Origin of the sequence: Sphingomonas sp. SRS2 (genome assembly GCF_000971055.1) — a bacterium.
Lineage (GTDB): Bacteria > Pseudomonadota > Alphaproteobacteria > Sphingomonadales > Sphingomonadaceae > Rhizorhabdus.
The window spans coordinates 1-4,373 of record NZ_LARW01000032.1 but is presented as its reverse complement, the minus strand read 5'-3'; the positions used below and the strand labels follow the sequence as shown (position 1 = coordinate 4,373).

Annotated in this window: 8 protein-coding genes; 2 read left to right on the top strand and 6 right to left on the bottom strand. The window is 61.9% G+C overall.

Annotation, left to right across the window (positions count from 1 at the left end; all coding sequences use genetic code 11):
* Positions 1–15: 15 nt before the first annotated feature.
* Together WP12_RS00250 and WP12_RS24590 are read right to left on the bottom strand one after the other, a co-directional pair.
* Entirely contained in the window at positions 16–657 is a 642-nt protein-coding gene (locus tag WP12_RS00250) for an IS630 family transposase (protein ID WP_084690889.1), read from the bottom strand.
* Positions 573–959, bottom strand: a complete 387-nt coding sequence (locus tag WP12_RS24590) for a helix-turn-helix domain-containing protein (RefSeq protein WP_046191766.1) — start codon at positions 957–959, stop codon at positions 573–575. Before WP12_RS24590 ends, WP12_RS00250 begins: the two co-directional genes overlap by 85 nt.
* Before the next feature lie 146 nt (positions 960–1,105).
* Between WP12_RS24590 and WP12_RS25435 the strand changes: the two genes are divergently transcribed.
* Complete coding sequence (locus tag WP12_RS25435) at positions 1,106–1,258, top strand: DUF6771 family protein (RefSeq protein WP_200894428.1); 153 nt, start codon at positions 1,106–1,108, stop codon at positions 1,256–1,258.
* Position 1,259: 1 nt separating this feature from the next.
* Here WP12_RS25435 and WP12_RS00240 read toward each other — a convergent pair whose 3' ends face one another.
* The 4 genes from WP12_RS00240 to WP12_RS00225 form a co-directional block, all read right to left on the bottom strand.
* The gene (locus tag WP12_RS00240; RefSeq protein WP_046191765.1) at positions 1,260–2,846 is read right to left on the bottom strand and encodes a recombinase family protein; all 1,587 of its coding nucleotides are present in this window, start codon (positions 2,844–2,846) and stop codon (positions 1,260–1,262) included.
* Entirely contained in the window at positions 2,830–3,279 is a 450-nt protein-coding gene (locus WP12_RS00235; protein ID WP_046191764.1) for a DUF2924 domain-containing protein, read from the bottom strand. The genes WP12_RS00240 and WP12_RS00235 overlap by 17 nt, the downstream gene beginning before the upstream one ends.
* Complete coding sequence (locus tag WP12_RS00230; RefSeq protein ID WP_046191763.1) at positions 3,279–3,524, bottom strand: DUF3489 domain-containing protein; 246 nt, start codon at positions 3,522–3,524, stop codon at positions 3,279–3,281. Before WP12_RS00230 ends, WP12_RS00235 begins: the two co-directional genes overlap by 1 nt.
* A gap of 355 nt (positions 3,525–3,879) precedes the next feature.
* A complete protein-coding gene (locus WP12_RS00225) occupies positions 3,880–4,134 on the bottom strand; it encodes a hypothetical protein (RefSeq protein WP_046191762.1) in 255 nt (84 codons plus the stop codon).
* Between the two features lie 78 nt (positions 4,135–4,212).
* On the opposite strand from WP12_RS00225, the gene WP12_RS23770 reads away from it, so the two are divergent.
* Positions 4,213–4,373 (top strand): transposase (locus tag WP12_RS23770; protein WP_152663831.1); only part of this gene is annotated, 161 nt, incomplete at its 3' end.

Below are 4,373 nucleotides of genomic sequence, written 5' to 3'. Positions count from 1 at the left end.
TCTCGCTGAGCTTGATCAAGATTGCACATATCCGGCATGGCGGAGATAGTTTGAGCATTCGTCGGGTTTGAATTTTTCGAGGATGATCTGCAGGGCGTCGCAAATGGCGTCGAAGGACCGCGGGGCCATTCGGCGGAGCAGTTTCTTGATTTTGGCGAAGACCTGCTCGATCGGATTGAAGTCGGGGCTGTACGACGGGAGATAGAGCAGCCCCATGCCTGCGTCCTCGAGGCAGTCGCGGATGCCGGCGACCTTGTGGGCGGGCAGATTGTCGGCGACGACGATGCTGCCCGGCGCCATTTCGGGGATCAGGCATTCGACCAGCCATTGGCGGAAGATTTCGCCGGTCATCGGCGTATCGATCAGCATCGGCGCGAGGATGCCGTCGTGCTGCAGCCCGGCCACGAAGGTCGACGTCATCCAATGGCCATGCGGCGCCTTGCCGATGAGCGGCTTGCCCTTGTGGCCCCAGCCATGGGTTCGCACCATGCTCGTGGTCGTGCCGGTCTCATCGATGAACACCAGCGACTGGAAGTCGAACCCGGCCTGCGCCGCCTGCCAGATCGCACGTGCTATCGCGACGTCGGGCCGGTCTTGCTCGCTGGCGTAGATGGTTCTTTTTTTAAGCGCAGCCCCAGCTTCTTCACCGTCCGCCATACGCTCGAATAGCTCACCTCGGTGCCACGGCCGGCAAGACCCTCACGCACATCCGTCAACGTCAGCTCCGGCACCGCCGCCAGGCGCTCTGCGATCCAGTTCACCTCGGCGGTCAATTTCGAACGATGGTCGCCGCCCATCGGCAAGGCCGCGTAGCTGGTCGTCCGCTGATAGCGCCGATACCAGTTGCCCGCCGTACTCGGCGCTACGCCAAAAATCGCGCCCGCTTCGCGGCAGCTCCGGCCCCCGACCATCGACGCTACCACGCGCTCCCGCAAATCATCCGAATAAGGTTTGCCCATCCATGCCGACCTCCATCCCAGCCAGCACTCTGAATCACAAATCAGCCTCAAAGGGAATCCGCCGATTCAACACGATCGTGTTCGACTCTAGGGCGCGAAGCCGTCATTCAGCTTGTGTCTTTCCAGTCGGGGGATAATGCGGCGCGATGGAGACCGACGATGTCGCCACGAAGATCGCCAAGGTCATTCGGAACGCGCCAGATTGGCTGCGTCACGACCTGGCGTCCAAAGATGCTGGCTTGCGAACGAGAGCCGAGGAAACTCTGGCGGCAATGGTCACCGCCACGCTGAGTAAATAGCTCACCCGAAGCCCAACATCTCGCGCTGCTGCTGCCAGTCGATCGCCAGATTCGTCGTCCGCGCGAGGCTCTGCCGGGTAAGCTGCGCCGGCTGCCGCCCATCGAGAATGGCGGCGACGATATCCGGCGCGAGATAGGATATGCGGAGCAGCACCCCGAAATAGTCTTTGCTGAGTCCCTGCTCGACGGCGAGGTCCGCGATGCTCCGCTCTCCAGCATATGCGACTGCCTCGCGCGCTATATGCGCCTTGGCGACCAGCTTGATCAGCGCCGGATCGCGCTCGCCAGCCACCCGCTCCTCGGGCGGTAGCGCGAGCCTCGTCTCATTGCCGCGCCGAATGAGCATCGCTGGCACCGATACGCGTGCGGGTCCACCCGCCGCTTCGGTAAAGGCAATGTCGATCCGATCCGGATGAACTTCGATCCGTTCGATCGTGTCGGCGATCACGCGGCGCTGCTCGCTGTGCGAGGCTGTTTCAAACGTTACGAGCGACGTGGGGCCACTGTCGGCGTCGAGCCGCTTGCGAAGTTGGGTGATGATGATCGCCTCCAGTTCACCGGCAGGCACGCGGTGACGCCGCTCCTTCAGTCGCGCATCGCGATTGTCGCTGGCATAATAGCGGTAGCGCTTGCCGGGCTTGCAGCTGTGGGTGGGCGGCATCCGCCGCCCGAAGGCATCCCAGATCTTGTCGATCAGCAGGCTCGGCTCGCTGGCATGGACACCATCGACGTGGTTGTTCCGGTTCTGCGCGATCAGAGCGCCGACCTGATCGAATAGCGCTTGGTCGATGATCGCATCATGTTCGCCGGGATAGGCTTTGCCCTTGTGGACCATCTCGCCCCGATAGAGGCGGTTCTGCAACATAAGGTGAAGGGCTCCCCGGCTGAAGGCGGCATTGCCTCTCGCAACACCATTGCGGTCGGTCCGTGGCCTGCTGCGGATGCCGCGCGCGTCTAGGTCGATTGCCAGCGCCAGCACCGATCCCAGTTCGAGATAGCGCTCGTAGGTCATGCGGACAGTGAGGGCATCCTCCGGGACCACCACCAGCTTGCGGTCCTTCACCGCATAGCCAAGCGGGGGAACGCCGCCCATCCACATGCCGCGGGCCTTCGAGGCGGCGATCTTGTCGCGGATGCGCTCGCTGGTCACCTCGCGCTCGAACTGGGCGAAGGACAGCAGGACGTTGAGGGTCAACCGGCCCATGCTCGACGTCGTGTTGAACGCCTGGGTGACGCTGACGAAGGAAGCGCTGCTCTGGTCGAGGATCTCGACGATCCGGGCGAAGTCGGCGAGGCTGCGGGTGAGACGATCGATCTTGTAGACGACGATACAGTCGACCTTATTGGCCTTGATGTCTGCGAGCAGTTGTCGAAGGGCAGGGCGGTCCATAGTGCCGCCTGACAGACCGCCATCGTCATAGGCGGTGGGGATGAGCTTCCAGCCCTCATGGCGCTGGCTGGCGATATAGGCTTCGCATGCCTCTCGCTGGGCATCGAGGCTGTTGAACTCCTGCTCCAGGCCCTTCTCATCGGACTTGCGCGTGTAGACGGCGCAGCGGATCACCTTGCTGTCAGCTGGCCGGCGCATCGGGCTTTTCCTTCAGGCCGAAGAAGCGGGGTCCCGACCAAGCCGCACCGGTGATCTCGCGGGCGATGGGGGTCAGCGATCGGTAATGAAGATCCTGAAACTGGAAACCATCCTCCAGCACTAGCACATGATAGAGGGTGCCATGCCATTGTCGGACAAGTTTGGTGCCGGGCTTCAGCAGCGCCTTCTTGCCAAGATCGATGCCACCGGTGTGGGCGAGCTGTTTGGCAAGGCGCTTCAATTCCCGGTTGGTGGCCGGGGGAAGCCCGCCGCGAACGCGCTCCTGCATCTTCCAGGCGATGGCGCGGCCGGCGAGTACGCGCCCCAAGCCGACCGGCATAAGCTGACCTTTGTGATATTTCCGCCATTCGGTGCGGAGCTGGGCCTGCGACAATGTCGCAAGCCCAGCCAGCTGTTCATCGAGGCTCGCCATCAATTGGCCAGCCGATAGGAGGTTTCGCCGGTGCGGCGGGCTTCCTTGAGGAGTTCACGCTTTTTGCGGACGCCCGACAGGAAAGCGCGGGCGCTATGTGCTTGCCAGTGAGTGGCTTCCATGATGTCGGCCAGGGTCGCGCCGCGGTTGCGCGAGAGCAGCTTGATAACGGCGGCGGCCTTCGATGGCCGGGCAGGAGCGGGGGCTTCGGATACGCTTTCGGTGGTTTGCTGGATATCGTCCATGGTGGTTCTCCGCAGGACCTCGTGATCGCGTCCCACCACCTAGAGCCCCGTCGGTCGGTCCGATCAGGGCAGCGAGCCACCGTCGGGCTAGCGATTCAGTGGCAGCAGCAATGCTCTCGTTCGAATAGAAGTCGAGCGGAAAGAGTCATTCCGGGGAATGCGCACGCGAGTGAGAGCGTGCGGTATGGCCAGCGAAGAGGCCATCTTGCATACGCGCGCTGCGGCCCGGGGAAGGTTAGCGTCCAATTGCTTCGCTGGGTCGCCGTCGTCTGCGTTCGTAACCGGCTCGTTGCGGTCAACTCGTCCGCCCGGAGCACGTTTCGATCACACTCGATTTCATGCTCGACACCGAGGCTCAACTCAGAGCGATGGAAGCAGAGCGCCATTTATACTTGATCTGCCCGACGATGTTGCTTTTCTGCAACTTGTCGAACCGGAGCGCATTCGACAAATTGTCGCTGCCAGCCTCGACCTTGGTTATGGCAGGGAAGCCATCCGAAAAATCCTCGGCGGGCCCATAGCCGATATTCAGTGTAATGACGTTTACGCCGGCCGTTGCGAAGCGTTTGAGTTGCGGTAGGAGCGAAATGTCATCGGGCCGCATCGGCATGCAAGCATGATTGTCCCAGACTAGGGGTTGTGGGGATTTAGGATTCACATTTTTGGGGAGATGTGATTCACACTTTGGATGGAACGCTTCGTACTGACCGACGCCCAGTGGGCAAAGATGGAACCGCATTGTCTGGGTAAGCCGACCGACCCGGGACGAAGCGGGAGGAACAACCGTCTATTTTTGGAGGCAGTGCTATGGATTGTCCGGACGGGCAGTCCATGGCGTGATCTGCCGAC